Source organism: Corynebacterium sp. 212_CJEI (genome assembly GCF_001055915.1).
Lineage (GTDB): Bacteria > Actinomycetota > Actinomycetes > Mycobacteriales > Mycobacteriaceae > Corynebacterium > Corynebacterium jeikeium_D.
Genome location: NZ_JVPT01000055.1, coordinates 16,305 through 41,767 on the forward strand (window position 1 = coordinate 16,305; position 25,463 = coordinate 41,767).

The 25,463-nt window shown below is 61.1% G+C and carries 24 protein-coding genes, 1 tRNA gene and 1 riboswitch; of the genes, 7 read left to right on the plus strand and 18 right to left on the minus strand.

The features are described from left to right. Positions 1 to 44: 44 nt before the first annotated feature. From ADB02_RS06720 to ADB02_RS06755, 8 genes are all read right to left on the minus strand, one after another. Positions 45 to 392 carry a metal-sensitive transcriptional regulator gene (locus ADB02_RS06720; protein ID WP_049190165.1) on the minus strand — a complete coding sequence of 116 codons (348 nt, stop codon included), beginning with the start codon at positions 390 to 392 and terminating at the stop codon, positions 45 to 47. Positions 393 to 395: 3 nt separating this feature from the next. Beyond that, complete coding sequence (locus ADB02_RS06725; RefSeq protein WP_049190167.1) at positions 396 to 2,594, minus strand: heavy metal translocating P-type ATPase; 2,199 nt, start codon at positions 2,592 to 2,594, stop codon at positions 396 to 398. 20 nt (positions 2,595 to 2,614) lie between these two features. Further along, positions 2,615 to 2,824 carry a heavy-metal-associated domain-containing protein gene (locus ADB02_RS06730; protein WP_049172422.1) on the minus strand — a complete coding sequence of 70 codons (210 nt, stop codon included), beginning with the start codon at positions 2,822 to 2,824 and terminating at the stop codon, positions 2,615 to 2,617. 37 nt (positions 2,825 to 2,861) lie between these two features. After that, the gene (locus ADB02_RS06735; RefSeq protein ID WP_049190169.1) at positions 2,862 to 4,040 is read right to left on the minus strand and encodes an HNH endonuclease signature motif containing protein; all 1,179 of its coding nucleotides are present in this window, start codon (positions 4,038 to 4,040) and stop codon (positions 2,862 to 2,864) included. Between the two features lie 120 nt (positions 4,041 to 4,160). Beyond that, on the minus strand, positions 4,161 to 5,681 hold the full coding sequence (locus tag ADB02_RS06740; RefSeq protein WP_049190172.1) for an AMP nucleosidase: 1,521 nt from the start codon (positions 5,679 to 5,681) through the stop codon (positions 4,161 to 4,163). Between the two features lie 80 nt (positions 5,682 to 5,761). Next, on the minus strand, positions 5,762 to 6,115 hold the full coding sequence (locus ADB02_RS11290; RefSeq protein WP_080969589.1) for a hypothetical protein: 354 nt from the start codon (positions 6,113 to 6,115) through the stop codon (positions 5,762 to 5,764). Positions 6,116 to 6,125: 10 nt separating this feature from the next. Further along, positions 6,126 to 6,246: riboswitch (SAM riboswitch) on the minus strand. Positions 6,247 to 6,335: 89 nt separating this feature from the next. Continuing rightward, complete coding sequence (locus ADB02_RS06750) at positions 6,336 to 7,604, minus strand: Nramp family divalent metal transporter (protein WP_305764021.1); 1,269 nt, start codon at positions 7,602 to 7,604, stop codon at positions 6,336 to 6,338. 38 nt (positions 7,605 to 7,642) lie between these two features. Further along, the gene (locus tag ADB02_RS06755; RefSeq protein WP_049190179.1) at positions 7,643 to 8,095 is read right to left on the minus strand and encodes a flavodoxin family protein; all 453 of its coding nucleotides are present in this window, start codon (positions 8,093 to 8,095) and stop codon (positions 7,643 to 7,645) included. Between the two features lie 142 nt (positions 8,096 to 8,237). Between ADB02_RS06755 and ADB02_RS06760 the strand changes: the two genes are divergently transcribed. Then, the gene (locus ADB02_RS06760) at positions 8,238 to 8,585 is read left to right on the plus strand and encodes a DUF4288 domain-containing protein (RefSeq protein ID WP_049190182.1); all 348 of its coding nucleotides are present in this window, start codon (positions 8,238 to 8,240) and stop codon (positions 8,583 to 8,585) included. Between the two features lie 264 nt (positions 8,586 to 8,849). Here the strand turns inward: ADB02_RS06760 and gluQRS are convergent, their stop codons facing one another. After that, positions 8,850 to 9,812, minus strand: a complete 963-nt coding sequence (gene gluQRS / locus ADB02_RS06770) for a tRNA glutamyl-Q(34) synthetase GluQRS (protein WP_053087286.1) — start codon at positions 9,810 to 9,812, stop codon at positions 8,850 to 8,852. A 315-nt stretch (positions 9,813 to 10,127) separates the two neighbouring features. Here gluQRS and ADB02_RS11295 point away from each other — a divergent pair, with 315 nt between their 5' ends. After that, a complete protein-coding gene (locus ADB02_RS11295; RefSeq protein ID WP_224783815.1) occupies positions 10,128 to 10,271 on the plus strand; it encodes a hypothetical protein in 144 nt (47 codons plus the stop codon). A 126-nt stretch (positions 10,272 to 10,397) separates the two neighbouring features. After that, on the plus strand, positions 10,398 to 11,174 hold the full coding sequence (locus ADB02_RS06775) for a queuosine precursor transporter (RefSeq protein ID WP_049190189.1): 777 nt from the start codon (positions 10,398 to 10,400) through the stop codon (positions 11,172 to 11,174). A 59-nt stretch (positions 11,175 to 11,233) separates the two neighbouring features. Here ADB02_RS06775 and ADB02_RS06780 read toward each other — a convergent pair whose 3' ends face one another. The 5 genes from ADB02_RS06780 to ADB02_RS06800 form a co-directional block, all read right to left on the minus strand. Beyond that, complete coding sequence (locus ADB02_RS06780) at positions 11,234 to 12,013, minus strand: ABc transport system integral membrane protein (RefSeq protein WP_049190211.1); 780 nt, start codon at positions 12,011 to 12,013, stop codon at positions 11,234 to 11,236. A 13-nt stretch (positions 12,014 to 12,026) separates the two neighbouring features. Then, a complete protein-coding gene (locus ADB02_RS06785; protein ID WP_049190213.1) occupies positions 12,027 to 12,980 on the minus strand; it encodes an ABC transporter ATP-binding protein in 954 nt (317 codons plus the stop codon). A 228-nt stretch (positions 12,981 to 13,208) separates the two neighbouring features. Continuing rightward, positions 13,209 to 14,510, minus strand: a complete 1,302-nt coding sequence (tgt, locus tag ADB02_RS06790; protein WP_049190192.1) for a tRNA guanosine(34) transglycosylase Tgt — start codon at positions 14,508 to 14,510, stop codon at positions 13,209 to 13,211. 61 nt (positions 14,511 to 14,571) lie between these two features. Further along, a complete protein-coding gene (locus tag ADB02_RS06795; protein WP_049190195.1) occupies positions 14,572 to 17,610 on the minus strand; it encodes an MMPL family transporter in 3,039 nt (1,012 codons plus the stop codon). Between the two features lie 425 nt (positions 17,611 to 18,035). Continuing rightward, positions 18,036 to 18,126, minus strand: a tRNA-Ser gene (locus ADB02_RS06800). Between the two features lie 232 nt (positions 18,127 to 18,358). On the opposite strand from ADB02_RS06800, the gene ADB02_RS06805 reads away from it, so the two are divergent. Next, positions 18,359 to 19,339 (plus strand): diaminopimelate dehydrogenase, encoded by a 981-nt coding sequence (locus ADB02_RS06805; RefSeq protein ID WP_048732160.1) that lies wholly within the window; start codon positions 18,359 to 18,361, stop codon positions 19,337 to 19,339. A 107-nt stretch (positions 19,340 to 19,446) separates the two neighbouring features. On the opposite strand, the gene ADB02_RS06810 is transcribed toward ADB02_RS06805, so the two are convergent. The 3 genes from ADB02_RS06810 to ADB02_RS06820 form a co-directional block, all read right to left on the minus strand. Beyond that, positions 19,447 to 19,635: a CsbD family protein gene (locus ADB02_RS06810; protein WP_049190198.1), complete on the minus strand. Its 189-nt coding sequence runs from the start codon at positions 19,633 to 19,635 to the stop codon at positions 19,447 to 19,449. Positions 19,636 to 19,770: 135 nt separating this feature from the next. Beyond that, complete coding sequence (gene tadA / locus ADB02_RS06815; protein WP_256379070.1) at positions 19,771 to 20,301, minus strand: tRNA adenosine(34) deaminase TadA; 531 nt, start codon at positions 20,299 to 20,301, stop codon at positions 19,771 to 19,773. Next, positions 20,291 to 20,848 carry a tRNA adenosine deaminase-associated protein gene (locus tag ADB02_RS06820; RefSeq protein ID WP_005510946.1) on the minus strand — a complete coding sequence of 186 codons (558 nt, stop codon included), beginning with the start codon at positions 20,846 to 20,848 and terminating at the stop codon, positions 20,291 to 20,293. Before ADB02_RS06820 ends, tadA begins: the two co-directional genes overlap by 11 nt. A 38-nt stretch (positions 20,849 to 20,886) precedes the next feature. Here ADB02_RS06820 and ADB02_RS06825 point away from each other — a divergent pair, with 38 nt between their 5' ends. Further along, positions 20,887 to 21,912, plus strand: a complete 1,026-nt coding sequence (locus ADB02_RS06825; RefSeq protein WP_049190201.1) for a prephenate dehydrogenase — start codon at positions 20,887 to 20,889, stop codon at positions 21,910 to 21,912. Positions 21,913 to 21,921: 9 nt separating this feature from the next. Then, positions 21,922 to 22,770 (plus strand): CoA transferase, encoded by an 849-nt coding sequence (locus tag ADB02_RS06830; RefSeq protein ID WP_049190202.1) that lies wholly within the window; start codon positions 21,922 to 21,924, stop codon positions 22,768 to 22,770. Between the two features lie 47 nt (positions 22,771 to 22,817). On the opposite strand, the gene ADB02_RS06835 is transcribed toward ADB02_RS06830, so the two are convergent. Then, entirely contained in the window at positions 22,818 to 23,807 is a 990-nt protein-coding gene (locus ADB02_RS06835; RefSeq protein ID WP_049190204.1) for an LLM class flavin-dependent oxidoreductase, read from the minus strand. A 428-nt stretch (positions 23,808 to 24,235) separates the two neighbouring features. Here ADB02_RS06835 and ADB02_RS06840 point away from each other — a divergent pair, with 428 nt between their 5' ends. Next, positions 24,236 to 25,420, plus strand: a complete 1,185-nt coding sequence (locus ADB02_RS06840) for an IS256-like element IS3503 family transposase (protein WP_011018353.1) — start codon at positions 24,236 to 24,238, stop codon at positions 25,418 to 25,420. Positions 25,421 to 25,463: the final 43 nt, after the last annotated feature.

Consider the following 25,463-nt stretch of genomic DNA (forward strand, 5'->3'; position numbering starts at 1 on the left):
GCCGACTGCCGTTTCGCCCCCCACTCCCGGAATTTTTCCGGGAGTTACTTAGCCAGCCGAGCGATTGCCGCCGATGCCTCCTCCAACTTGGCATCCAACTCTTCCTGGCCGCCCTCAGCCGCATGCACCACACAGTGATGAAGATGAGCATCCAAAAGAGTCAACGCCAACGACTTCAACGCCGAATTCACCGCCGAAATCTGGGTCAAAACATCGATACAGTACTCTTCGTTCTCAATCATCCGACCAATGCCACGAACCTGCCCCTCAATGCGACGAATACGGGACTCATAACGCCGCTTCTCCGCGAGATAACCGGGATCACTGGCGTTATGGCAGCAAGAATCGTCGTCAAGCGAATGCGATTGAGACGAACAACAAGACTCACTCATGAGTTACTCCTTTTGGTTATCTAGTTGACTCGGAGAAAAACCGCGCAGACGCAGACTGTTGCCGACCACAAAAACCGACGAAAACGCCATCGCAGCGCCAGCCAACATCGGATTCAACAACCCCAGCGCGGCGACAGGAATTGCCAAAACGTTATAGAAAAACGCCCAAAAAAGATTCGAACGGATTGTGCGGAGCGTCCGGCGTGACAACCGCAGCGCATCCGCAGCCGCCAACAGATCACCACGCACCAGCGTGATATCCGCAGCCTCCATCGCCACATCGGTGCCCGTGCCCATCGCCATGCCCAAATCCGCCTGCGCAAGAGCCGCAGCATCATTGATGCCATCGCCGACCATCGCCACACACGCGCCGCCAGCCTGCAACTTCTCAATCGTCGCGACCTTATCCTCCGGCATCACTCCCGAAATCACATCCTCGCGAGCAATACCGACCTCATCTGCGACCCGAAACGCCGGGCCGGCGGCGTCGCCGGTCAGCAGAATCGGCCGCACCCCCCACTCCCGGAATTTCGCGACCGCAGCCGCCGACGTCGGCTTCACCGAATCCGACACCTCCAACGTGCCCAGGAGCTCGCCGTCGCGGCGCACCGCAACCACCGTCCCCCCACTCCCGGAATTTTCCCCGGAGCGGCCGACCTCGATGCGGTGGCCGTCTACGGTGCCCTCAACCCCCACTCCCGGAATATCCCGGAAATCAGAAACCGGGAGTAGAGAATCCGGATCCGCCGCGCGCACAATCGCCTGCGCAATCGGGTGGTGCGACGCCGCTTCCACCGAAGCGGCAAGTGGCAGCAGATTTTCGGGAGTGGGAGGGACCTCCGTCACCTCCATCACACCCGTAGTCACCGTGCCGGTCTTATCCAGCACAACCGTGTCGACCTTCCGCGCCGACTCCAGCACCTCCGGGCCACGCAGCAGCACACCAACCTTGGCACCTTCACTCGTGCCGACCAGGAGCGCTGTGGGCGTCGCTAAGCCAAGCGCACACGGGCACGCGATGATGAGCACGGCGACCGCGGCCGTGACCGCCTCACTCGCGCCGTGCCCCGTAAACAACCACGCGCCGAGCGTGACCGCGGCGATCGCGATGACGGCGGGCACGAACACTCCCGAAACCCGATCCGCCAGCCGCTGCACCGGCGCCTTACCCGTCTGCGCCGCCTCGACCATCGCCGCCATCTGCGCCAACTGCGTCTCCGAGCCCACGCGCGTCGCCCGCACGAGCAGCCGCCCAGACGTATTGATCGTCGCCCCCGTCACCTCATCGCCAGGGCCGACCTCGACAGGCATCGGTTCGCCGGTCAGCATCGACGCATCCACCGCCGACGCGCCCTCCACGACAACGCCGTCCGTCGCGATCTTCTCACCAGGCCTAACGACGAACACCACTCCCGGACGGAGCTGTTCCACGGGCAGCCGCTTCTCCACTCCCGAACTTTCGAGAACGGAGACATCCTTGGCGCCAAGCTTCATCAACTCCCGGAGTGCCTGACCGGCGTTGCGCTTGGAGCGCTTCTCGAAGTAACGACCAATCAGCACAAACATGATGATGCCGGCCATCGCCTCGAGGTAGATGTTCATATCGGCATCACCAGGAGTGACCGTGAAGTGGAACTCGTGCTTGAGCCCCGGCAGCCCGGCACGCCCGAAGAACAACGCCCACACACTCCAGAGGAACGAAGCGGTCGTCCCCATAGTGATTAGCGTGTCCATGGTGACCTCGCCATGACGCAGATTCTTCAGTGTCGCGCGGTGGAACGGCCAGCCGGCCCACACAAAGACCGGCGCCGAGAGCGTGAGACACAGCCACTGCCAATTAGTGAACTGGAGGGCAGGAATCATCGACATTGCGATGACGGGAGCAGTGAGGATGACAGCGCCGATGACTCGGTTGCGCAGGTCTTCCAGCTCCCGGTCTTTCCCTTCGGGAGCAGCACCCGGTTCCTGTTCGGGCTCCTCCTGCGGAAGCTCAGCGGTGTACCCCGCTGCCACGATTGTGTCGATCAGTTGCTGCGGGTTGATGTCCGCCGGCGCCTCCACATGCGCCTTCTCGGTCGCATAGTTCACGCTCGCGTTAACGCCATCAAGTTTGTTCAGCTTGCGTTGGATACGGTTTGCGCACGACGCACACGTCATCCCGCCGACGGGGATATCAAGGGTGAGAAGTTGCTGCTCAGACATCCGCTTTCCTCTTTGGGGGTTTAGTTTGCGACCGCCTTGTAGCCAGCTTCATCCACTGCTGCGATTACGGCAGCGGTGTCAATGTCTGCATCCGAGGTCACGGAAAGGAAATTCCGGGAGCGGTCAACCTGGACATCAGTGATTCCCGGGAGTTCAGAGACTTCCTCCCGCACCGATGCCTCGCAGTGTCCGCATGTCATGCCAGTAACAGTAAAAGTTTGATTAGCCATACCCCAATATATACCCCCTATGGGTATATCTGTAAAGCTATTCGCGCTGACGGTAGCCCGAGTAGGCCCGCCCCGCGAGAGCTGTCGGGAAGGCAAGGTTGAATTCGGGCGGCGCGTGCGGAGACGGCGGGTGGCGGTAGACCGCGCCGGAGCCGTCGTCACGCTCGAGGTGCCCGTTGAGGCCTTGCCTGTCGTCATCGTTGGCGGCGTTGTGTTCTTTGCAGGTCATGACCATGTTTTCCATAGTCGTGGCGCCGCCGTTTTTCCTGGCGACCAGGTGATGGGCCTGCCCAGCGTGGGCGGGGCGCGGGCACCCGGGCCACGCGCAGATGGGGTTGTCGAGGATCATCGCGATGCGCTGTTCCTCCGTCGCCAGGCGCGGGTTGTGTATCGGGAGTAGGTCGGTCGGCGTGTTGTGCTCGTCGTAGACCAGCACCCAGCCGGTGTCCGCGAGCAATGCCTCGACGAATTGTCCGGGAGTGAGGACGGAGCCGTTGGAGGTCGCCGCAAACCGCGGGCTGTACTCCACGATGTCTTGCGCGGTTACGATGAGCGCGGGCTGGTAACGGAGCTTGTCGACGTCGTCAAGCGGCCCCTCCGCCCCGTGTGCCAAGCGTTCTGCCAGCGCCTGACCGACACACCGATCCCGGGTGTAATCCTCGTGCGCTTTGGCGATTTCAGCTGCGCGCACGGTCAGCGGCGCGACCAGGTCGTCAATCATGTTCGCCGGACCGGTGACCTGCAGATGCTTCATCCCGCGGATGTCCGGATTCCGGGAGACGTGGGCGCGCAGGTGCTGCGGCGGCTCGTCGGTGCGGTTGAGCTCCTTGACCTTGGTGCGCATGTAGGTGTCGAGGCCCTCGAAGTCGTATGCTGCGGCGGCGCGGGTGAAGTCCAGGCGGTAGTACTCCCGGATTTCGACGTTGTTGAGTTGCCCGGAGCGCTTGTCGATCTGCATGACCGTGTCCAGCGACAGCTTCAGCTCCCGGGCGATCGCGACGGCTTTGTCGCGGGATTCGACATCCATATCGCCCTCGACCGTGCCGAACAGCCGCTCGGCACAGCGCAGCAGGCGCTTGAGGCGGAAGGGGTCGAAGCCGATGCTGGCTGCCAACTCCCGGTGCCCGGTGGATTTTTCCGGGAGTGCGGCGCGCAGGTCGGCGAGCACGTCAATACCCCGTGTCGCCAGCGCGCTGAGCAGTCCCAATGTCGTCATGGGGCTAAGGCTAGTTTCCGGGAGTGGGCGGCTTCAATCGCTTTTTGGCGTTGTCCACAGCCATCGTAAAGCATGCACAATCTGCACAAACGGGCTTGACGACGCACTCCCGAAAGTGCCCTACCGGAACGCGACCTCTCCCACCGGCCGACGTAACTTCCGGGAGTGGAGGGTGTCGGGAGCCGCGGCCATGTCCTCGCACGCGCGCACGGCGGCCATGAGGTGCTCTTCCTTGGAGGATTGGTAGAACTCGCGGGCAGATTTCGGGAGTTTGGGTTTGTCGTGCAGCGGCATGTCGGAGACGCTGAGCAGCGCGCCGTAGGGCACGCGGAAGCGGTAGCCGTTGGCGGCGATGGTGGCGGATTCCATTTCGACGCCGATGGCGGTGGATTTCTGCAGCTCCCGGTAGAGGTCGGCCTGGGAGCGCCACTCCCAGTTGCGGTCGGAGGTCGACAGTACGGTGCCGGTGCGCAGGCGCTTTTTCAGCTCATCGCCGGTGAGTCCGGAGACGCGGGCGAGTGCATTGGTGACGGCGAGCTGAATTTCCGCAATCGGCGGGATGGGCTTTTCCAGGGGCACGTAGTTGTCGAGGACTCCGTCGGCGCGGTCGTAGCCGTTGGCGAGAATCATGTCGCCGATGCGCATGCGGCCGTCGAGGCCGGCGCAGTGTCCGACCATCATCCAGCAGTGCGGACGCGTGACGGCGAGACAGTCGGTGATGGTCTTGGCGTTGGAGGGGCCGACGCCGATGTCGATGATGGTGATGCCGCATTTGTCGTCGCGAAGCAGGTGGTACGCCGGCATCTGCGAGGCGTGCGCGTGCTGACGGCAAATTCCGGGAGTGGGGATGGCGCCGATGTCGTAGCGCTGCCCACCCGGGCACGCCAGCGCCGTGTACCCGTGCGGATTTCCGGGAGTGAGGGTGGCGGCGTATTCGAGGAACACGTCGGTGTGCAGCTGGTAGTTGGTAAATAGCACGAAGCGCTGGATGTTTGCGGCGTGCGACCCGGTGTAGTGCTCGAGGCGCTGGAGGGCGAGGTCGATGCGCTGGGCGGTAAAGAGGCTCAAAGGCTTGATGAGCAGGCCCAGGTAGTCGGCTTCGCCGTCGGCGATGGTGTCGTCGATGCTGGCGGAGTCGATGGGGGNAAACGTCTTCTCCACTGCCGCCAGCATGCTTGCCGACGCCCCTTCCCTCCCCGCCGCTTCCTCGGCGGCCGCGTCGAATCCGCGGCACATCCGGAGTGGGATGGGCTGGTCGGAGACGCGCACCTCGACTTCGCCGCCGTGGTTGGCGAGCAGGTCGGTAATTTGCTCGATGAGGTAGGTGCGGAACATCACCGGGCGGGTGATGGTGGTGGCATACACTCCCGGACGGTCGACGAAGCCGTGTGACAGGGAGGGGTCGACATCCTCGACGGCGCTGCCGGCCGGGACGGTGAAGCGTAGTTCGGGGTAGTAGGCGCGCACCGGCCCACTCCCGGAATTTCCTTCGGTAGCGGCGGTGTACTGCTCGACTAGGTAGGCCATTCCTGCCCGGTGGATTTCGGTGAGCCGGTCGACGGCTGCGGCGGCGTCGGTGTAGAAGTCGCCTTCGCCTTCGGTGGGCCAGAACGGGGGTGTTGCGGAGTCTCGTACCTGCATAGCCCAAGGCTAGGCGGAGAGGTTCCCGCGCGCATCCGCGCCGCGCTCATCACGCCAGGCACGCGCACGAAACCAGCAGCTCAGTGCCGGCTCCACACTCCTTCGCGGCTGCGGCGGACTTCAAAGACCTGGTGCACGTGGTAGCCGCCGATGGTGGGGATGGTGAGGAAGTGGCGACCGTCGTCAAGCTCGTGCCAGAGGATGCGGCCGTAGCGCACGCCGTCGCGGACGTGGGCGCTGAGGTAGTCGGCGCGTTGTTGGCCGCGGAGGGTGGCGTAGAAGGCGGGGTCGACGGGTAGTTGGACGAGATTCCGGGAGTGGGGGTCGATGTCGACTTCTTGCAGTCGGATGGCGACGGGTCGGCCGTCGACGAGAAGGTCAGCGGTGTGACGGCTGAGGTGGATGATGTGGACGTCGCTTATTGAGGTGTGCATTTGGCGCTCCTATTCGCTCTTCCCCGCAGGCGGTCTGTGGGGCTGATCTTCCTTTGGGGCACCGGGTCCGCGAATCGGGCGGTTGCCTATCGACGCTGTCAAAGGCCATTTCTCGTCGATATCTTGTGATCGTGCCGCCCACCCTAACACCAACTAGACAGCTTTGTCTACCATCTCCCGCACGCTTTACGACGAGGCCCCCACCTCCCCCTCCCGGAAGCTACCCCTTCCCCGTCAGCACCAGGACCACCAGCGCCACGTTGAGCGCGATGATGAGCCCGCAGATAACCCACGCGACCCGGCGCAGTAGTGGGGTGTTGGCCCAGATGCCCATCTCGGCACGCGAGGAGGTCATGCGCACCAGCGGGACCAGCGCAAACGGGATGCCAATCGACAGCACCACCTGACTGAGCACCAGCGCCCACGTCGGCTCCACGCCGCTGGCGATAATGAGCAGCGCCGGAATGATGGTGACTATTCGGCGCACCAGCAGTGGCACACGCACCTTCAGCAGGTCGCGCATAATCAGGTCACCGGCGTAGCAACCGACAGAGGACGACGCCAGCCCGGAGGCCAACAGCCCAACACCGAAGAGCACGCCCACCACGGGACCAAGCACGCTGGTCACGGCGGCGTGAGCACCTTCGATGGAGTCAGTCCCCTCCACTCCCGGAAGTGCTTCGGCCGCGAGACACAGCATGCCGATATTCACCGACCCAGCCAGCACGAGGGCGCCGAAGACATCGAGGCGCGTGGCCCGCAGGTGCTGGCGCAGCGAGGAGTCATCCTCCACCTTGTACTCGCGGTCGCGCACCAGCCCGGAGTGTAGGTAGACCGCATGCGGCATCACGGTCGCACCCAGCATGGATGCCGCCAGCACCACAGTGTGCGCGCCCTGGAAGCGCGGCAGAATTCCGCTGGCCATCTCCCCGAGGCTCAAGCCCGTGACAAACAGTCCGGCCAGGAATCCCACCGTAATGACCAGCAGGAACGCCACAATTACGCCTTCAAAAGTGCGTTGCGAACGCCCACCCTGCAGCAGCAACAGCCCCAGCGAGACCGCACCGACGATGACGCCACCGAGTAGCATCGGCGTTCCGAAGAGCAGGTACAGCGCGGTGGCACCACCAATAATTTCCGCCACATCCGTCGCTGCCGCCACAATCTCGGCCTGCACCCAGTACGCCAGCCGCCCCGGCCGGTTCGAACCGAAGCGGTCGGCAACGCCTTCGGTCAGCGACCGCCCCGTCACCAGGCCATACTTCGCTGACAGGTACTGCACAACCATCGCCATGAGGTTGGACACGACCAGCACCCACAGCAGCAGATACCCGTAGCTCGCGCCCGCAGACAGGTTCGCAGCCACATTTCCGGGGTCCACGTAGGCAATCGCCGCCACAAACGCAGGCCCCAGCAGACTCATCATGGGCTTGCGGTTTTTCTCGCTTGACGACGTCACTTGCGACCCTTGTGCCCCTGAATCTTTCACCCGGCCATTATTTCACGGCCTCGATACTAAATCTTCAATCAGCCCAAAATTTGGGCAGCCATGGTGCCACCGAGATTCACCAGGCGGTCGGGGATGTCGTCGTCAAGCGAACCGACAAACACGACGGGCTCGGCCGCAAGCTCCCACTTGTAGCCGGTCGTGATGGTTTTCATGGCGTTTTCCGCGCCGGTGGTGTCGAAGCCGCCGCGGATCCAGTAGGAAAATGGCAGCCCCTTAGTGGCTTCCTGCGCCTCCCGGAAGGTGGTGTCGAAGAAGTGCTTGAGCGCGCCGGAGATGTATCCAAAGTTGGCGGAGGTACCGAGCAGGATAGCGTCGGCGCTGGTCAGGTCATCGATGGTGGCGTCGAGGGCCTCGACGACCTTGACATCCACGCCCTCTAGCGCGGGGTCGTTGGCCCCCTCGAGCGCATGGCTTAAGACTTCCTGCAGAAGCGGGGTCGGGGAATGGTGGACGACTAGAAGAGTAGGCATGCCCCGAGGGTATCGGCAGTGATAGGGTAAGCGCAGGTTTCAGCAACAATCCAATGTTTATCAATTCGAGTAAACGTGGCGTCCAGTAAGAAAGCCTCAAATTCGTACTGAACTAGGCGGCAATCGAAGAACGGAAAAATAGATGGAACCATACATCGGAATTGCAGTTTTTGAGTTAACAAAGCAAAGAGATTCAACCTCGGCGAATGAGAGCTTCTTCCGTGAGGACTTATACATTGTCTTTGCCGATTCTGATAGCGCCGCATACGCGCAGGTCGAAGCATTAGCCCACGAAAATGAATCAGCCCCAGAAGAGCCTTCCCACTCGGGAGGATCTGTCACGTTGCGCCACATCGTAGATGTCGCCCCCGCTCTTTACGGTCGCGTCGATACAGACATCGACATCTATTCTCGCCACTTCGCTTCCCTCGAGGATTACAAGCGCTTCGAAATGAAATTAGGTGGCAAAGATCCTCTAGCGGAGTCCTAGGCCTCGTACCATGAATCGCTTCCGCAATTTCGCAGCTGCCGCACTCCTCTTAGCCCTGACTTGCTACATTGGACTGTTTTTCGTCAGCACTGCACTCTCCGATGCCTGGACAATACCCCTCGCTGTCGGCGTCTTCGGATTCGGCCTAATCAGCTTCCTAACAGCGCTAAAAGCCCGGTCAAACGGTTTGACAATCGTAGCGGCACTAGTTGCATTCGCACTCTTGCCCCTAACGTATGCACTAGCCGTAGTTCTCGGCGGGCCCTAGAAAATCACCTGTCCGCGAGGAATTTCCAGACCCGCACGCAGGGCTTCAGGGAGGTCGGCAATGGAGCCGAGTTCTGCGCCACTATCGCCACCGTCGCTACCATCGCCACCATCGCTACCAACACCGCCACCGAGCGAATCCAGAATCCACCGCTGCGCTGCACCCACGGACACCTCGCCGAGAGTCACGTCGCCATCCCGCTTGGACAATCGGCGCCCCTTAGAGTTCACCACCAGTGGCACGTGCACGAACGAAGGCGCCGCATACCCCAAAAGACCAGCCAAGTACGTCTGGCGCGGGGCGGAGGACATCAGGTCATCACCACGCACGACTTCAGTGATACCCTGCTCGGCATCATCGACGACGACCGCGAGGTTGTAGGCCCACATGCCATCGGCACGCTGAAGGACAAAGTCATCGATCGGAGCGGCAATCTCGCCATACAGCTCATCGGTCGCGGCCCCCTCACTCACCTGCGATTTCAGGCGTATCGACGGCCTTCTCCCCGCCGCCGCAAATTCGGCCTTTTTCGCGGAGAGGTGCTCGTCGTCAAGCGAACGGCACGTGCCGGGATACTGCCCTGGCACGCCATGCGGCGCGGAGGAGGCGGCGAGGATTTCACGGCGCGTGCAGAAGCAGGGATAAGTCAGGCCGCGTTGCGTGAGGTCGGCGAGCGCGGATTCATACAGGTCAGAGCGTTCTGACTGGCGGACCGGGGCGCCATCCCAGTCTATGCCGATGGCCTCGAGATCGGCGAGCTGCTGCGCCTCATACTCGGGGCGGGAGCGCTGGCGGTCGATATCTTCGATACGCACGATGAAGCGACCGCCCTGCGCGCGGGCGTGCGCCCAGGCGAGAACCGCGGTGCGCAGGTTTCCCAGGTGCAGCCGACCGGTCGGCGAAGGGGCGTAGCGGCCGGTGGGTAAAGTGGAATTAGTCAACCGTTGGGAACTGGTCACAGGAATATGTTAGCGAGACCCCAAGATGATAGTTGAAATCTTGGGGAAAGATCTCCGGTTGAATAATTCAAATCATCTTGGAGGAAATTCATCTATTACTCGAAAGGCATTCATGACCTCTCAATAAAATCAAGGGTTAATGTATGCGTGACTTTTTGTAAGCGGATCTTTTAGAGGAGAACAATGTCATCACGTTTGCGCGTAAATTGGCTAGCATCGATTTCCATTATCGGACTAGTCGTGAGCCTCCTCTGTCTCCTGGGCATCGCAAATGGGATGTACACATTGAGCAAACTAGCTAACCAGACTGCCGTTATGAGTACAGCAGCTATTACGGCAAAGACAGATCGCGCGCTGCTCTACTGCTTAATCGCTCTTGCCAGCCTGATTGTAAGCTGTTTTACATTTATTGTTAACGGAATGCGCAGTAAGCGTGGAGCTAAGAAAACAAATAATTAAACCCGCTCATCCTCTAACTCCTGCGGACTCAAACCCACAGGAGTTAGAGGATGAGAGGCAGAGTCGGCCTCGAAGACTTCATCGGCACTCGCTTGGAGCCCTGAGCGGCAGGTAACATTCCCTCCCGTGACAAATAACGAAAACCTGCCCAAGTCTGGGCCGGGCAACGCCGAGACTGCCGCTGTGAGCACCTCGCACGCGCCCGAGAACGCAACTAAGTCCGAATCCACAGCAACCACGCCACGCCACATCCCGGTACCGAAATCGCTGTACCCGATGTTCACGGCCATTTTCATTGGCGTGCTGATTGTCTCCAACATCACCGCCACCAAGGGCGTGGAAATCTTCGGCCTGGCCACCGACGGTGCCTTCTTCCTCTTCCCCTTGAGCTACGTCATCGGCGACGTGCTTTCCGAGTGCTATGGCTACAAAGCCACCCGCCGCACCGTGTGGACCGGTTTCGCCATCCTCGCCGGCGCAATGCTCTGCTTCTTTGCCGCCATCAAGCTCCCGGCGGCACCGTGGTACGAGAATCAGGAAGCCTTCGCCACTGTGCTGGGCACCGTCCCGCAGCTTGTTCTCGCAGGTCTGGCCGGTTATGTCGTCGGTCAGCTGCTCAACGCCTGGTCGCTCAACGCCATTAAGAAGCGCACTGGTGAAAAGGCTCTCTGGGCGCGACTGATGGGCTCGACTGTGGTTGGCGAGTTCGTCGATACGCTCATCTTCTGCTCCATCGCCGCCACCGCTATCGGCATCGATACCTGGGGTACCTTCGTCAACTACGTCATCGTCGGCTTCATCTGGAAGACCGCCGTCGAGATTGTAGTCATGCCAGTCACCTACGCCGTCATCGCGTGGGTCAAGCGCCGCGAAGGCTACTACGACACGCGCGTTCCCGCTTAACGACGAAAAAAGTGCCGCGACCTCGCCTGAGAAGCGAGTAGTCGCGGCACTTTTTGCTTTTACTTCACATCCCGTTTGGCATTGACCCAATGAGCAACGCCAACAGCCACAACAATCCAGGCCACCAGCACCACGATGTTGAACCACATCGGCTGCGTCATGCCGGCCTCAAACCCGATGCGTGGATTCTCCGGATTTGCCATCAGACCGCCCAATTGCGTCGACAACTGCTGAATGCGTGCACCCGGCGTGACCAGCCACAATGGCCGGAAAATCGCATACGCCAGCGCCGCGAACTCCAGCATGCTTTCCACCACCAGAATCCACACCAGCGGAATAGCGACAGCGGCCACGCGCGAGCGCGTCAGCACTCCCAGCGACATCGCGATTAGTCCAAACACTACAAAGCCAAGCACTCCGGCGAGCATGTCCGTGGCAGCGTCGCCGCCCTTGAACTCCACGCGCGGGGAAACCGTCACCGATAGCCAAGCAAGCGCCACACCAATGACCCAACAGACAGCAATCAGCACAAGGGTCAGCGTCATCCGTGCCGAAAGCCACAGGCTCCTTCGGTCCTGCGTCAAGAACGCATGCGCATTCATCTGATCGTTGTACTCACCCGCCAGGGTGGAGCCACCAAAGGCAATCACGATCATGTTGAAGATCACGGTCCCCAACAGCAGCAATTCCCAATCAGCGGTTGCACCAGCGTCCGCCGCCATGCTGAAAGCCGCCATCGGCCCAGCTATCGAGCCCACCAACAACACCACATACACCCACGTGCCACGCAGGCTGGCTAGCTTCGTCCACTCCGACCGCAAAGCGTTTCCAAAACTCATCTCAGTCACTCCCCTACTGCCCAATCGCCTGCGCGCGGTATTCCTGCGATTCCTGGGTCGCAGCCAGGAACTTTTCCTCCAGGTTGTCGCGCTTCGTGTGCAACCGCGTCACCAACAGCCCCTCACGCAGAGCAGCGGCCGCAATGTCGCGGCGGAGTTGCTGCTCGCTGATGCCGTCGTAAAGCGGAATGCGCAATTGCTTATCGACGTCAACCCCACGCGCGACCGGCCCTAACGCCTGCAGCAGCCGAGCGGGGTCATCGACTTCAACTTCGATGACCGTGCCGTCGGAAAGGAATTCATCCATGCTGTACTCGCCGATCATGCGACCGCGGCCGATGACGACGATGCGGTCGGCGGTGAGCTGCATCTCGGAAAGGAGGTGCGACGACACGAGGACAGCGCAGCCCTGTGCGGCCAGCGCCTTGATGGTGTGGCGCATCCACGAGACGCCTTCGGGGTCCAGGCCGTTGACCGGCTCATCCAAAATCAGATGCTGCGGCTTGCCGAGCAGAGCCGCTGCCACTCCCAGACGCTGCTTCATGCCCAGCGAGTAGCCGCCGACCTTGTCCTTCGCCGCCTCGGTCATGCCGACCTGCTCAAGGCACTCTTCCACGCGGGTGTCGGGGATGCCGGCGCCGCGGGCGAGGGCCCGCAGATGAGCGCGGCCCGAACGAGCCTTGTTGTGCCAACCGGCATCCAGAATTGCACCGGCGATGCTGGGCTTATTCTTCAGCGTGGAAAAGGGCTGGTTGCTGTAGGTGTTGCCCTGGGAATCCGTCCCGGTGAACAAGGCCTGGCCCGTGGTCGGGGTATCGAGGCCCAGCATGCAGCGCATGGTGGTGGACTTGCCGGAGCCATTTGGGCCGAGAAAACCTGTCACTACACCGTCGGGAACGGTGAAGGACAGGTCATCGACGGCTAATTTCGAACCGTACTTCTTGCTGAGTCGTTCAACCGTGATCATGTCCTCCATGATGCCGGTTGAGACTGCCTCGCGCAGTAGAGCTAGGTCTAGTTTTGGGCTTCCCCCGGGCCCGCCCAGCCGCCACTTCACGCCACTGGACTGATTCGGGTGTTCCCTGCCACTTCACGCCACTGGTGTCACCTCATGCCACCTCCACAGATGGCACGAGGTGACATGGCTGTCGTGAAGTGCGAAAAGGCAGAAGCCTAGCCCCAGCCCAGCCGGCCCCTAATTCCCCACCGCACGACCACCGTTGGCGTAGTAGCGGCCCATGAACTCATCGCGATACTCGAAGAACCGGTCCTCCAGGATCGCAGCGCGAATGTTCTCCACCAGCTGCACCATGAAAAACAGGTTGTGAATCGTGCACAGCGTGCCAGCCAGGTACTCCTTGGCCTTCAACAGATGATGCAGGTAGGCCCGGGAATAATTCAGCGAAGTGTAGGAGGGCACCTCCGCATCCACGGGGCGGAAGTCGTTCTTGAAGCGGGCATTCGTCAAGGTCATCCGGCCATCGAGCGTGTACACACCACCACGGCGGGCAAGCCTGGTCGGAGCCACGCAGTCAAAGGTGTCGGCACCGGCCTCGACAGCGGCGAAAATATCGTCCGGCTCGGAAATCCCCAGCAGGTGGCGGGCGCGGTCGTCGGGAAGCTCGTCGTTGACCCAACCGCAGATCAGGCCCAGGTTCTGCTTCTCAATCGCCCCACCAATGCCATAGCCGTGGAAGCCGAGCTGGCCGGCATCCTCGAACTCGCGGGAGAGCTCCACCAGCCCGCGGGCGGCCTTGCGGCGCAGGTCTTCGTACTGCGCACCCTGCACGACACCGAATAACTGCTGGATGGGCAACTGGTCGTCGTCAAGCGAATGAACATGCGCATCGACCTGACCGCGCGAAATCGTCAGCTCGTTGTGAGCCTCCAGGCAACGGCGCGCCCAGCGGTGCGTGCGCTCGACGGATGCCTCCTGGTAGCCGCGGGTGTTCATCAGCGTGGTGAGCTCGTCGAACGCCATCATGATGTCGGCGCCCAGCGCGTGCTGAATACGCATGGACACCTCCGGCGTGAAGCGGTGCTCGGAGCCATCGATGTGCGAGCGGAAAGTCACGCCGTCCTCGTCGACGAACGCGTTGCGCTCTTTGCCCTCGGCGACGATGTCGTCTTTCTGCATGCCGGTGACGTCCATCGCGAGGGTCTTTTTAAAGCCCGCGCCGAGGCTGAGCACCTGGAATCCGCCGGAGTCGGTGTATGTCGGGCCGTTCCAGTTGGAGAACTTTGCCAACCCGCCGGCCTGGTCGACGATCTCCTCGCCGGGCTGCAGGTACAGGTGGTATGCGTTCGACAGCATCGCCTGCGCGCCCGTGGACCGCACCTGCTCTGGCGTGAGCGTCTTCACGGTCGCCTTCGTGCCGACCGGAATGAACGCCGGCGTAGCAATATCGCCATGCGGGGTGTGGATGGTGCCAGCACGTCCGCGCGCGCCTTCGATTTGCTTTACGACGTCAAAGCCCGTCGTCCTCGACTGCGACATGAAGCTCCTTGGTTGTGGTCCAGTGCTAATGCCTTGAGGTTACCTGGGCGCTATTCGCGAGTTACTCAGCGCTGTCGTTTTCCTCGGGTTGGGCCGCGTTTTCCGGGTCCCACACGGCGCGGCTACGACGTGGCGCTTCCTCTTCGAGTCCTTCGCGCCTCATCAGTTCCGCAACCGTGATCTTCTTCCGCTTACGAGCCGGGCTGTAGTACGGGCGGACCTCGATGTCCTTGGCATTTTCCGGGTTCGGCTGGGCGTCGGTTGATTCAGCTGGTTCGGGCTGCATGAGCTGTTCGGTCGGTTCGGTCGACTCTGCCTGCTCCGCCTGCTCTGGCTGTGCCGGCTGCTCTGGCTCAGCTGGCGCCGTCGGAGCGGACAGTTCGGCCTGCTCAGTGCGCGCGGACTGTTCGGCATGCTCGGACTGGTCAGCGGGTTCGAGCTCCTTCAGCTTTGCCTTCTTCCGCTTCGGAATCCAGCGGTTACGCTTCTTGGTCGCAACCGCCACAGCGGTACCACCTGCTGCGCCCGCCGCGCCCGCCGCGCCCGCCGCAGCGGCTGCACCAGCACCAACTTCACCATCGGCACTGTCTGTTTCGTCCTCGTCAGCGTCCGTGTCGCCAAAGCCACGCCCAGCACCTTCGCTTTCGGGCAACAGGGACTCACCGCGAGCCATACGCTCGCGGCGGCCCTTCTCCACCAGCTCCTCGGAAACCTCTTCCAGGGCAGAGCCTTCGACATCCACAGAAGGCAACACCTTGTCCAGCCACTTCGGCATGTACCACGTAGCGCGGCCAAGCAGGAACATGGATGCCGGGATGAAGGTCATGCGAATAACGAAGGCGTCGAAAAGCACTGCGGCACCCAGCGCGAAGCCGAATACCTTAATAATCGCCAGGGGCTGCCCGGCGAAAGCCGCGAAGACGGAGATCATAATAATCGCAGCGGCAGTGACCACACGAGCGCCGAGAGTAAAGCCCTCAACGACCGATTCTTCGACCGCGTTGTACTTCGACTCTGGTGAGGATTCACCCTTGTTGTGGGTGTAATGCTCGCGCATGCGGGAAACCAGGAAGACCTGATAGTCCATGGCCAAACCGAACGTCACGCCGATGAGGAAGATTGGCACAAAGCTGACCAGCGGACCCGGAGTGCTAATCACGCCCCAGAGGCCGTCCTGGAAAAATGCCACTGTGACACCGAATGCGGCTGCGACAGAGAGCAAGAAGCCCACACCCGCAGTCAACGGCACCATCAGGGAACGGAAAATCATCAGCAGCAGGATCACTGCCAGACCCACGACAACGCCCAAGTAGAGCGGCATTGCGCCCTGGAGGCGGTCGGTGATGTCAATTTCAATAGGAACCAGACCAGTGACACCGGTGAATAGGCCGGTGGTCTGCTCAATCTGCTTCTGCTGATCGCGCACCGCGTTCATCAGCTGCTTGGTCGCAGGATCGAGTGGACCCGACTTCGGGGTCATAATCATCTTGACCGCAGTGCCGTCATGATTCATGCCAATCATCTGGATGTGCTCGACACCGACGTTGGATTTGAACTGGTCGACAGCGTAACTATAGGAAGCCTTGCGGGCGGCCTCGATGTCAGAGAGTTCCGGGTTGGTCTGTCTCAGGGACTCGATAAGTGGTTTGAGCACCGGTGCATCGGGCTTCACATCGTCCGACTTGGCAATAATGATGAGCTGAGAGTTACGTCCCGCACCGAAGCCCTCTTCAATCATGGTGATGGCCTTGCGGTTCGTGCTGTCCTTAGCCGCAGTAGAGTCGGACGGCAGCGCCAGCTTCAAGTGCATGGCCGGGTAGGCCAATGCCAACAGCAAGACGATACAGCCGACCAGGAACAACCCTGGGGCCTTGTGCACGAAAGTGACCCAACGTCGCCCCATCGTCATCTCACCGAAGAAGGAAGAGCGACGTTCCTTGCGCGGGTTACGCGAGGGGTTGCCAGCAACACCGGGCACGCGACCAGCGAAGACCTTGTCGCCCAGCAGAGACATAACTGCCGGCAGCAGGGTCAGAGAGACCAGCACTGTGAAGGCCACCGTAATTGCCGCCGAAATACCCATCAGAGACATGAACGGCACCTTGGCGACCGTCAGCGCTGCCAAAGCGACAATCACGGTGAGGCCGGCGAAAACCACAGCGGAGCCAGCCGTACCGGTAGCCATGCCGATGGCGTCTTCGTTGGTCATCCCTCGGGCTCTTTCTGCCCTGTAGCGAGAGAGGATGAACAGTGCGTAGTCAATACCGACAGCCAGGCCGAACATGACGGCAAGTACCGGGGTAATCGAGTTGACGTCGGTGAATGCGGTCATCAATGTCACGCCGAAGACACCGATGATAATGCCCACTACCGCCGTCACAATAGGCAGGAACGAAGCGACCAGAGATCCGAAGGTGACAACCAGCACGATAAATGCCACGGTCACACCGATAATCTCCGAGGTCGGAGCTACCTCAATCGCGGGCTGCATGCCCGGGCCAGAGGCCTCGACCTTGATACCGGCGTCACGACCGGCCTGCATTGCGTCGAGAAGCGCCTGCATATTCTCCGGTTCGATGTCCTGCGGCATCTTGGCGTCGAAAACGAAGGTGGAAATACCGTAGCGACCGTCATCGGACACGGTACGCAGGGCATTGGCATCGGCCTCGGCAACATCCTTGGGCAGGCCGGCGGCCATGCCCTGTTCCTTGACCATCGCCTGCATCTTCGGATTGAGGTCTACCGGGTTGTGAAGTTGCAAATCATCGGAGATTTGGCCGACATTGTCGCGGATGCCGTTAATGACCTGGTCAACAGCTTCTTTATTCTGTGGGTCATCGAGCCTCTGCCCCTCCGGGGCCTCGAAGGCGACATAGATACGCTGCTCTCGAATTGGGTTCGGAACATCGGGGAACTTTTCCTCAATCACGTGCGAAGCCGTTGCCGACGGCATGCCGGGGATCGAGAACTGGTCGATGAATCCCTTCTGGAATGCGGCAACTGCACCGCCCAGCCCCGCCAAAATCAGGAACCACGCGATGATCACAGTCCATTTATGCAGGTAGGAGAACCTGCCGAGTTTGAACAAGGCCTTTGCCATGTCAAGTTTCCCTTACGTCTAATATTCGCCTGGACCGCCCCAACTGCAGCTTCCCCAAGTTCGCGCTAACCAAGCACTCCCTCGGACTCCACCTGCAGTTTGAAGCCTCTTCGCTACTCCGATGCTAGCGACCACCCCGGATTGGCCAACATCAACTCTGGCGCTGACATGGTCATTGAGGGCGGGCACGACATAAAAACCGGAAATACTTTTGCTAAGAGTAGCGGACTTCCCGGATAAACGTGAACAATGGGGTGTGTGTTACTGATGTTATTTTTGTGATTTAGGCGCTCCAGGTCGGGTGCCTCACCATTTGCCGCTTTACGACGGACACCTCCCACACCTCCACCACACCCAGACAATCAGGGCCGATTAAATGCAAAACCCCCGGGGCTCCTATTTAAAGGAACCACCGGGGGTTTTATTGGCGGTGACGGAGGGATTTGAACCCTCGGTACGGGGTTACCGCACAAAGCATTTCGAGTGCTTCACCTTCGGCCGCTCGGACACGTCACCGCTAGAAAACGTTACAGGTAGCCCCTTTATCTACCAAATCCCCAGGTCAGAGTAGCCAGGCCTTCGCCAAGCAGTTCACGGCGCACTTCAACCCGCGTCCCCCAAGCCCCTCAACCCTCCACCGCGCTATTCGGGGTGGCCAACGCCCGCTGAGATATGAAGGAATAGTCTGTAGCTTGAAATCTAGAAACTTAAACACAGAAGTACAGCCACACAGAAAGGGTTCTCCCTCATGATTCGTTCCGCCATCATCGGCTACGGCAATTTGGGCCGCAGCGTCGAAAAGGTCATCGCTGACCAGCCGGACATGGAACTCGTCGGCGTTTTCTCCCGTCGCGATTCGCTGGACACTGAGGCCCGCGTACTCCCGGCGGCGGATGTCGAAAAGTACAAGGATGAGGTAGACGTACTGTTCGTGTGCCTCGGCTCGGCCACCGATGTCCCGGAGCAGGCTCCTGAGCTGGCAAAGAACTTTACGACGGTCGACACCTACGACAACCACCACGAGATTCCGAAGCACCGCGCGGCCATGGACGCCGCCGCCCGCGAAGGTGACAACATCGCCATGATCTCGACCGGCTGGGATCCGGGCCTGTTCTCCCTGAACCGCGTCCTGGGCGCTGCTATCCTGCCGGGCGCAGACCAGATGACCTTCTGGGGACCGGGTCTGTCGCAGGGTCACTCCGATGCCGTGCGTCGTGTGCCGGGAGTGAAGAAGGGTGTCCAGTACACCAAGCCGAACCCGGAAGCTATCGAGGCCGTAAAGAAGGGCGAGGGCGCAGACCTGAAGGGCAACGAATGCCACCTGCGCCACTGTTTCGTCGTCGCTGAAGAGACCGGCAACGCCGACGAGGACGCCAAGCTCAAGGAGCAGATCCGCGAAACCATCGTGACCATGCCGGATTACTTTGCCCCTTACGAGACCATCGTGGACTTCATCTCCGAGGAGGAGTTCGACCGCGATCACCAGGGCATGCCGCACGGTGGCCAGGTCATTACCCGCGGCCAGGCCGGTACGTCCGGTCACGTCATCGAGTTCGGCCTCGACCTGGATCGCAACCCCGACTTCACCGCAGCTGTCCAGGTTGCCTACGGTCGCGCTGCCTACCGCCTGAAGCAGGCTGGCGAGACCGGTGCCCGTACCGTCTTCGAGATCGCCCCGTACCTGCTGTCCGCCGAACCACTGGATGACCTGGTGGCCCAGAAGCTGTAGCCAGCCCCAACGCTGGCAGCCGGCCATCGAAACACAAAGAACCCAACCGCCTCCGCGTATCAGACGCGGAGACGGTTGGGGTTATCTCTACCCGAGAACTAAGCGCTTTACTTGTCAGTCAGCTTGCCCAGGGTCTCAGTGGCCTTGTCCTTCAGGTCCTCAGCACCCTGCTTGACCTTCGAAGCAGCCTGCTCGCCCTTGCCCTGGTTTGCCAGGTCGTCGTTGCCAACGGCGTTGCCGGCAGCTTCCTTAACCTTGCCGCCCAACTCGTCGGCCTTGTTCTGCAGCTCGCTCATTATGTAAGCCTCCTATGTAAACGACTTATCTATTCTCTAGAGCCACCGTCTAGCAGCTCCACTAGTTCCGACGGTACGTGAAAATGAAGGCTCGTCACGGCCACGACGGGAATTGTGACCTAACTGTGACCCCGCTCACGCTTCCAACTGCCGTTGCCGTTCGAAGAATTCCCGCAGGTAAACGGAGCATTCGTCGGCAAGCACACCCCCGCGCACCTGCGGCGTGAATGCGTGGGCGGGATCGCGGATGACATCGGCGATAGAGCCGCACGCGCCGGTCTTGGGCGACCACGCGCCGAAGACCACGCGCCCCACGCGCCCCATGACGCACGCGCCGGCGCACATCACGCACGGCTCCAGCGTCACGACCAACGTGCACTGCTCCAGCCGCCAGCCGTCACCAACAGCGCGGGTGGCCTCGCGCAACGCAATGACTTCGGCGTGGGCAAGCGGGTCACCATCAGCTTCCCGACGGTTTGAACCCCGGCCTACAACCTTGCCCTCGGCATCCACGACCACGGCTCCCACCGGCACATCCCCGGGTGCCGTGTGAGCAGCTTCGGCAATAGCCAGGCGCATCCACTCTTCGTCGAGAGTGTCCTGTTTTCGACGGGGTAGCGCGCTTGGCCGCTCGGTCAGGTGACCTTTGTCAGGGTTAGTCGTCATAGGGGTCGTAGTCGTCATCGTCGCCGTCGTAATCCAGGTCGGCGACATCGGCTAGCTCCTCGGCACACCCCAACTCCTCAGCGATGGCCAGAAGCTGCTCGGACGCCCACAGCGACTGATCGTCACAGATGGACTCCAGGGCTTCCTCCGAACAGCCCAGGTCAGCGAGGATATCCATGTCCCCCTCAGCCCAGGCATCGACATCGTCGAGCTCGTCCTCGTCGAGGTCGGGGATATCCAGATCCAGCTCGTCGAACACATCTGCCGCAATGTCATCGGTCACGGCAGCGGTAGCGTCGGAAAGCACTACGCGCAGCGACCCAACTCCCTGGCGCACGAGAATGAAGTAGTCGTCGTCGATATTGAGCATTCCGACAGCAGCGCGTTCCGAACGCAGATTGCGCAGCGCCTGTGCGGCGTCAGCGAGCGAATCGGTGGCGTCGTCCCCGAGGTCGACGACGCGCCAACCGCGCTCCCCCATAGTTACGGCAACCGCGAAGGAGCGGTCGTCATCGGAGGTGTACCCTCCGGAAAAGGTCGTGCTCATAACCCACAACGCTAGTCGCTGTATGTCATGCTTGTCAGGTGAGCAATTTCGAGTCCCCCTCCCCTGCTTCGTCCTTCCTGTCAGCTGCACAACTACCCGCCGTATGCATCCTCGGTTTGGGCCTCATCGGTGGCTCCATGATGCGCGATCTGCGGGCTCATAATGTCGAATGCTTCGGTTGGAATCGCTCGTCCGCAACGGTCGAGGAAGCCACGAAGGAGGGATTCGACGCCAGTACAGATCTTCAGGCCACGCTCGAACGTGCTGAGGCTAGCCGCGCGCTCATCGTGATCGGCACCCCCATGACAGTCGTCGGCACGATGCTCGACGCCATCAACGAGCACGCCCCCAGCTGTGGCATTACGGATGTGGTCTCCGTGAAGGCGGCCGTCGCCGCCGAGGTCTCCGCTCGCGGGATGGAGGAACGCTTCGTCGGCGCGCACCCAATGGCGGGGTCCGCGCAGGCGGGCTGGTCCGCCACGCTCGAAGGGCTTTTCGACGGCGCCCCCTGGGTCATCACCTACGACCTAGCAGCTGCTGCCGACGCTGCGGGCAAGCCCGTCCCGGAGCGCTGGATTGAGGTCTTTTCGCAGGTCGCCAACTTGGGAGCAGCTCTTGGCAGTCAGCTCATTCCAGCGCTGAGCGACCACCACGATGCCAGCGTCGCCCGCATCTCCCACATGCCACACCTGGCAGCCTACGCAATTGCCGCCGCCGGTGAAGCCGGTGGCCCTCTGGCCATTTCGCTGGCGGCCGGCTCTTTCCGCGACTGCACCCGCGTCGCCGCCGCTGCTCCCGACATGGTCATGTCCTGGTGTGAGAACAACACCGAACCCGTGCTCGCCGCGCTTGACGACGTCATCGAGCGCCTCACCGCCGCGCGCACCCAGTTGGCCACCGAGGGAACCGCTATGGACCTGGCCAAAACCGGTCAGATTGCCCGTGTCCGCTACGAGGCCCGCCCCGCTCACCGCCCGATTTTCCGACTGCGCGTCGGCGAGGGCGACTGGATCAACCAGTTGAAGTTGGCCGAAAGCGTCGGCGGCCAGGTAGATGTGTTCTAGTGTGGAACTATGTTTTCCCCCGAGCTGCACACCAGCCTCGCCGGCATCACTGTCGTCAACTTCGCCATTAACGTTCCGGGACCACTGGCCGCTCAGCACTTGGGCCAGCTAGGCGCCCGGGTGATTAAGGTCGAACCACCCACAGGCGACCCGCTCGGTTCCTTCGGCCGCCCCTGGTATGAAGCTATGTCCGCAGGTCACGAGATTATCCAGGCGGATCTGAAGAGCGATGAGGGCCGCGCACAGCTGAGCTCGCTGATTGATGAGGCCGATGTGGTCATCACCTCGGTTCGCCCCTCCGCGCTGGAACGCATGGGGCTGGCGGGTCTCCACGAGCGCCCGAATGGGCCGGTGCATATCGACATTGTCGGTGATACCAAAGCTCCAGAAACACCTGGCCATGACCTGACCTACCAGGCGGAGGCCGGAACTCTCACGCCTCCAGCCATGCCGTCGGTGTTGTTGGGCGACATCCTGGGTGCACACTTTGCGGTCACCGCTGCCCTTGCCGGGTTGATTAAGCGGGCGGGTGCGGGTGCAGACGTCGTAAAGCAGCCTGGACTGCACTGTCGCATTGGCCTGAAGCAGGCGGGCGAGGCCGGTGCCGCGCCGCTGAAGTACGGCATGACGGCGCCCGGCGGACTACTCGGTGGCGGCCTGTGGACGTACGGCCTCTACCCCAGCGCCGACGGCTACGTGGCCGTGGCAGCGCTGGAGCCGCACTTTGCCGCCGCCCTGACCGAGGCCACACGCGCGAGCAACCGCGAGGAGCTTGCGGATTTCCTCCGCGAGCGCACCAACGCCGAAATCATGCAGCTTGCCAGCGAAAAGTCGCTGCCGCTGGCTGCAGTGAAGTAAGCGGGTCAGTTTAAGGCCGCGCGCCTCGGGGGTCGGGGCCTGGAGCCTTACGCGGTCAACCCCGCGGCCTCTGCGGTGAGCTCCACCGAACGCAGCCGGTCAGGAACCTTCAGCGATTGATGAGCCACAATCAGCTCATCCGCCGTCGAGTACTCACCGAACTGCGCAATCTGCTCACGCACCTGCGCCACCGTGCCGACTGCCGTGTGACGGAACATATTCTGCACCTGGCGCCCCTGCGGAGTATCCATCAGAACCTCCGCCTCATCGTCAGTGAGGTGATGCCCACCGCGACTCAGGAACCGCCCGACCATGTTCCTGCGGGTAGCGAAGTACTGCTGCTGCGCGTCCTCTTCGCTTTCCGACGCAATCACATTCATGGCCGCAAAAGCGTACGGCTTATCCAGCTGCTCAGAAGGCTGGAACTGCTCGCGGTAGACCGCGATGGCATCGCGAAGCGCGTCCGGAGCGAAGTGCGAAGCAAACGCGTACGGCAAGCCGAGCGCCGCTGCGAGTTGAGCACCAAAGAGCGAGGAGCCCAGGATGTACAGCGGCACATGGGTGCCGCGACCCGGAATTGCGTTGATGCCCTTGATCAGCGACTCGTCGGAGAGGTAACCGCGCAGCTCCTGCACATCCTGCGGGAAGGAATCGGACGAACGCGGGTCACGCCGCAGGGCGCGCATAGTGGCCTGGTCCGTGCCCGGCGCACGACCAAGCCCCAGCTCGATGCGATCCGGGTACAGATTCGCGAGCGTGCCGAACTGTTCCGCGACCGTCAGCGGTGCATGATTCGGCAGCATGACGCCGCCGGAGCCGAGGGTGATGCTCTCGGTTTTTGCAGCCACGGCTGCGATAAGAACTGCCGGCGACGAGGACGCGATGGAGTTCATATTGTGGTGCTCTGCGTACCAAATACGCTGATAACCAGCCTTTTCCGCTGTCTGCGCCAAATCGATGGAGCCCTGTAGGGCGTCGGCGTGGGACTGCCCCGAGGCTACGGTAGCGAGGTCAAGAATGGACTCAGTACGAATCATGGTTCCACAGTCTAGACCGTTAGTCGGATATTGCGAGTTTGAGATGCTTCGAATATTGAGGCGCTGGGGTTTGGGGTTTTGGGGATTCGGGTGCGGGTGGCTCGTGGGTGGATCGTGGGCGGCTTGCGGGTGGACGGGCTCATGGGTGGCTCGTGGGCGGTATTCACTTGTCGATGAGGTATTCACATATCGATGAGCTATAGCCTGGCCACAAGTGAATAGCTCATCGATATGAGCGCAGGCAGAGCCAATACCGCGCGCATAAGTGCCAGAAAAGGGTTAAGTAAAGAAAAGTGTGTCCGCATGCCACCATAACCCCAGACCACACACCACAAATCACCAAAGAATAGCTCCCCGAAAGCTATTACCCACACCATCCCGCACCTCCGGCCACATTTGTGCTAACCGCACACCGGTTGGATTAAAGGATGACCACCAACCGCCCCAGCTGCCCACTATGCGGCAACAACACAAAGAAAAACGGCACCACCAGCAAATCAACCACCCGTTGGCGCTGCACCCACTGCGGACACTCCTTTACCCGCAACACCCAAACCCACAACAAAAACACCGCCACCATGGCTTTGTTCATCCAATGGGCCACCGGCACCCAATCTCTAACCACCTTCGCCGCACACCATGGCGTAACCAGGCAAACCATGCACCACCGATTCCGATGGTGCTGGTGGATCATCCCCACACCCACCATCGACTCATTCCGCATCCATGACCAAATCTTCCTCGACGCGACCTATCTAAAGTCCGGATGCCTCCTGATCGCAGCCAGTAAAACCCACGTCATCAACTGGACCTGGGCCAGACACGAAACCACCGCCGCCTACACCGAACTCCTACGCCCCATTGCCGCACCACTAATCGCAGTCACAGACGGCGGACAAGGTGCCCAATCAGCCATCCACCACTGCTGGCCAACAACACGCATCCAACGCTGCCTCGTCCACGCCCAACGAACAGTCCGCCGCCACACCACCAGCAACCCCCGCACCGATGCCGGCAAAACCCTCTACCGCCTAGCCCTGAAACTCACTCGCATCACCGACCTTGACCAAGCATCCACATGGGTCGCCCACCTGCACGAATTCGACCACACCTACCGGGAATGGATGAACGAGAAAACCACCATCAAAGACCCTGCTACCGGCGCCTACACCAAGGTCTACACCCACCAACGCGTCCGAGCGGCCTATCAATCATTGCTATCTCTGCACCGCAGAGACCTGCTGTTTACCTACCTGCAACCCCCACCAACAACCATCGACCCCGACAACCTTGCAGCAACAACAAACAGCCTCGAAGGTGGCATCAACGCCCCCATAAAAGAACTAGCCCGCAGACACCGCGGACTATCACTACCGCATCAACGCACAGTGATGGATTGGTGGCTGTATCTACATACAGAAGTCCCTGACGATCCGGTCAAGATCGCCAGGGACCAACGATGGGGTCAAGACGCACTTTCCACAGCAACAGACCTGATCACCCACAACACCACAGCCACTACCAATGACATCGGTGCACCAGCAGAATACGACACCGCCATCGACACCAGCTACCAACACAACCTCGGCATCCAAAAAGGCTGGATCAAATAACCGCAACACGCCCGGAAAAGACACACTTTTCTTTACTTAACCC

Bases quoted from the DNA above. Each gene is read 5' to 3' on its own strand.
- ADB02_RS06720 (WP_049190165.1), bottom strand. From the start codon at position 392: ATGAGTGAGTCTTGTTGTTCGTCTCAATCGCATTCGCTTGACGACGAT.
- ADB02_RS06725 (WP_049190167.1), bottom strand. From the start codon at position 2,594: ATGTCTGAGCAGCAACTTCTCACCCTTGATATCCCCGTCGGCGGGATG.
- ADB02_RS06730 (WP_049172422.1), bottom strand. From the start codon at position 2,824: ATGGCTAATCAAACTTTTACTGTTACTGGCATGACATGCGGACACTGC.
- ADB02_RS06735 (WP_049190169.1), bottom strand. From the start codon at position 4,040: ATGACGACATTGGGACTGCTCAGCGCGCTGGCGACACGGGGTATTGAC.
- ADB02_RS11290 (WP_080969589.1), bottom strand. From the start codon at position 6,115: ATGCACACCTCAATAAGCGACGTCCACATCATCCACCTCAGCCGTCAC.
- ADB02_RS06755 (WP_049190179.1), bottom strand. From the start codon at position 8,095: ATGCCTACTCTTCTAGTCGTCCACCATTCCCCGACCCCGCTTCTGCAG.
- ADB02_RS06760 (WP_049190182.1), top strand. From the start codon at position 8,238: ATGGAACCATACATCGGAATTGCAGTTTTTGAGTTAACAAAGCAAAGA.
- ADB02_RS11295 (WP_224783815.1), top strand. From the start codon at position 10,128: ATGAGTACAGCAGCTATTACGGCAAAGACAGATCGCGCGCTGCTCTAC.
- ADB02_RS06780 (WP_049190211.1), bottom strand. From the start codon at position 12,013: ATGAGTTTTGGAAACGCTTTGCGGTCGGAGTGGACGAAGCTAGCCAGC.
- ADB02_RS06785 (WP_049190213.1), bottom strand. From the start codon at position 12,980: ATGATCACGGTTGAACGACTCAGCAAGAAGTACGGTTCGAAATTAGCC.
- tgt (WP_049190192.1), bottom strand. From the start codon at position 14,510: ATGTCGCAGTCGAGGACGACGGGCTTTGACGTCGTAAAGCAAATCGAA.
- ADB02_RS06795 (WP_049190195.1), bottom strand. From the start codon at position 17,610: ATGGCAAAGGCCTTGTTCAAACTCGGCAGGTTCTCCTACCTGCATAAA.
- ADB02_RS06805 (WP_048732160.1), top strand. From the start codon at position 18,359: ATGATTCGTTCCGCCATCATCGGCTACGGCAATTTGGGCCGCAGCGTC.
- ADB02_RS06810 (WP_049190198.1), bottom strand. From the start codon at position 19,635: ATGAGCGAGCTGCAGAACAAGGCCGACGAGTTGGGCGGCAAGGTTAAG.
- tadA (WP_256379070.1), bottom strand. From the start codon at position 20,301: ATGACGACTAACCCTGACAAAGGTCACCTGACCGAGCGGCCAAGCGCG.
- ADB02_RS06820 (WP_005510946.1), bottom strand. From the start codon at position 20,848: ATGAGCACGACCTTTTCCGGAGGGTACACCTCCGATGACGACCGCTCC.
- ADB02_RS06830 (WP_049190202.1), top strand. From the start codon at position 21,922: ATGTTTTCCCCCGAGCTGCACACCAGCCTCGCCGGCATCACTGTCGTC.
- ADB02_RS06835 (WP_049190204.1), bottom strand. From the start codon at position 23,807: ATGATTCGTACTGAGTCCATTCTTGACCTCGCTACCGTAGCCTCGGGG.
- ADB02_RS06840 (WP_011018353.1), top strand. From the start codon at position 24,236: ATGACCACCAACCGCCCCAGCTGCCCACTATGCGGCAACAACACAAAG.